3 protein-coding genes are annotated in these 2,534 nt (G+C 63.5%); all 3 read right to left on the reverse strand.

The window, feature by feature from the left end; translation table 11 throughout:
* Positions 1–37 precede the first annotated feature (37 nt).
* Genes tnpC through tnpA form a run of 3 tightly spaced genes read right to left on the reverse strand, consistent with a single transcriptional unit; the run spans position 38 to position 2,506 of the window.
* Complete coding sequence (gene tnpC / locus GR303_RS24155; RefSeq protein WP_161726999.1) at positions 38–1,630, reverse strand: IS66 family transposase; 1,593 nt, start codon at positions 1,628–1,630, stop codon at positions 38–40.
* Between the two features lie 44 nt (positions 1,631–1,674).
* The gene (tnpB, locus tag GR303_RS24160; protein WP_161727001.1) at positions 1,675–2,028 is read right to left on the reverse strand and encodes an IS66 family insertion sequence element accessory protein TnpB; all 354 of its coding nucleotides are present in this window, start codon (positions 2,026–2,028) and stop codon (positions 1,675–1,677) included.
* Positions 2,012–2,506, reverse strand: coding sequence for an IS66-like element accessory protein TnpA (gene tnpA, locus GR303_RS24165; RefSeq protein ID WP_201752217.1), 495 nt, complete (start codon positions 2,504–2,506; stop codon positions 2,012–2,014). The genes tnpB and tnpA overlap by 17 nt, the downstream gene beginning before the upstream one ends.
* Positions 2,507–2,534: the final 28 nt, after the last annotated feature.

Raw genomic sequence — 2,534 nt, forward strand, 5'->3', positions numbered from 1 at the left:
GTAAGCGCGCATTTCAGTGCACGTCGTAAGGCGGGGTTCAGGCTGGCTGTTTGTTGAAGTTGAAGGGCAGCAGGTCGTCGATATCGGCGTCGTCGGGACGCTGCGGCGATTCGGTGAGAACATGCCGCAACCAAGCGAGGGGTTCGACACGGCAGGCCCGGCAGGTCAGCATCAGGCTATAGATGACGGCGCTGGCCTGGGCGCCCTGAACCGTGTCGCTGAAGAGCCAACTTTTTCTTCCAGTGGCAAAAATCCGGATGTCGCGCTCCAGAATGTTGTTGTCGATCGGCATCCTGCCGTCGTCGGTATAGCGCGTCAGATAGTCCCACTGATTGAGCGTATAGGAGACGGCATCTTCGAGCTTGGTGTCAGGCACGACCTTCGGTGCGATCGCGTCGAGCCATGCCTTGAGGACGTTCAGGACCGGAACGGCATGTTTCTGGCGAAAGCGGCGTCGGGCGTCGGCCTGCGTTTCGCCCTCATCCGGCTCTTCGTCCCGCGCCTGCCGTTCAATCCGGTAGAGCTGGTCGAAGAACGTGAGGGCCTGCGCCGGCGGCCCGCCGGGTTTCTTCCTCGCCTTGAGGGCGTCGACAAACTTCCGTCTGGCATGAGCCATGCAACCCACATGCGTTGCCCCGTTCAAGGTACGCCAGGCCGCGTAGCCGTCACTGATCAGGATGCCGCGATAGTCGCCGAGGAAGCTCTGCGGGTGCTCTTGCCCGCGGCCGGGCTGATAATCGAACAGCACGATCGGCTGCGCGCTGTCCTCGCCGCTGCGATAAGCCCACATATACGAGGTACTGGTGGGGTCCTTTCCTGCTTCCTTCAACACCTGAACCGTGGTCTCGTCGCCATGAATGACGGTCTGGGATCGGAGCCGCAGTTTCAGCGCGTCATAAATGCGAACGAGGTGCCTTTCGCTCGAACCGATCACCCAGTGGCCGAGAGCGCCACGGCTGACAGGAACTCCGGCCCGCGCGAAGGCCTGCGCCAGGCGATAGAGCGGCGTGCCGTCGACATATTTGTGAACGAGCGCAAAGGCCAGCGTCGAGGCCGTGGCGATGCTGCCCGGCAATGGCTGCTTCGGCATCGGCGCGATGACGACGGGCGTGCTGATCCCGGTGCGGTCGCAGTGTCGGCACGCATATTTGGCCCGGACATTCTGCAGAACCTTCGCCTTCACCTCGATCTGCAGCTGCTCGGTCACCAGCTCGCCCATGCGATGCATCCGGTTACTGCAGCACGGACAGACCTTCTGGTCCTCGGCAAGGTCATACTCGACGCGCTCACGTGGCAGGTTCTCTGGCAGGGGCCGGCGGCCGCGTTTCTGGCCGCCCGGCCTTTCAAGGGTCGGCAATCCCGTATTCGGCAGCTCAACGCAATCCGTTTCCTCGCAGCCTTCGCCGTCTCCCTCAACGGCGCTCTGCTCGGCCTCGTTGAAGACGCGATCCATGTGCTTTTCGCTACGCGGCGCAAACCGATGCAACCGCGCCAGCGCCAGTTCTTCCTCAAGCTTGAAGACGCGTTGCGCGAGGACGTCCCGCTCAGCCTTCAGCGCGGTGATTTCGGCCGTATGCGCCGCCAGAAGCGCCATCAACTCCGCAACGGTCGGGGTGCCGGTTCGAGTCATCGTATTCTTGAATCGGAAGCCTCCCCTTACGTCAACCGGCAACCTCACCCGACAAATTCGTATTGCCGCACCGGGTGGCGGGCCATCGCGTCGAGATCGATGCCGTCGAGCAGCCAGTGTAATTGCTCGGCGTCAAGCGCCACCACCGTCTCCGGCCGCCGCGGCCAGCGGAACTTGTCTTGCGTCAGCGCCTTCAGCACCAGCACAAAGCCCGACCGGTCGAAGAACAGCAACTTTATCCGGGTGCGGCGGCGATTGCAGAAGGCAAACACCGCACGCTCGAACGGGTTGAGGCCCATGGCCTGCTCGACCAGGATCGCCAGGCTATTGATCCCGGCCCGGAAGTCGATTGGCTCCCGGTGGAGATAGACGCGCAGATCATCAGCCAGCCGGAACATGGCACCGCCCCAGCGCTTCGATCATCGCAGACAGAACCTGCGCATCCGCATCGTCAAGCTCCAGCCGCACCCCGTTCGGCAGCGACGCCGTCACCCGCACCCGTGCCGCGGGCAGCCGCGCTGACGGGGCCGGCAGCCGCGCCATCGGCGCGGCCTCAACCACCGGCACGAAGGCTGACGGCGCGCCCCTCGGCATCACCGGCAACGCTTTCGCGGCTGCCTCCCGGTCCTGGCGCAGCTTGACCCACTTGCGCAACTGATTGGCGTTGATCCCGTGCGCCAGTGCGAGCCCTGCCACCGATACCCCCGGCTCAAGGCAGGCATCGATCAAGCGCTCCTTCTCAACCGGATCAAACCACCGCTTGCCGTTGCCAAGAACCCTGACGACCCTCAGCTGACCCGGAATGTCCGCGCTATTCACTGTCATTGCGTCCGCAGCCTCCATTGCGGACACAGACTCCGTCACTGCATCAGCCATGAAAAGGTGCGGAGATTTGCGCGCTTAC

This window comes from Microvirga arsenatis (assembly GCF_009910705.1).
Taxonomy (GTDB): Bacteria; Pseudomonadota; Alphaproteobacteria; order Rhizobiales; family Beijerinckiaceae; genus Microvirga; species Microvirga arsenatis.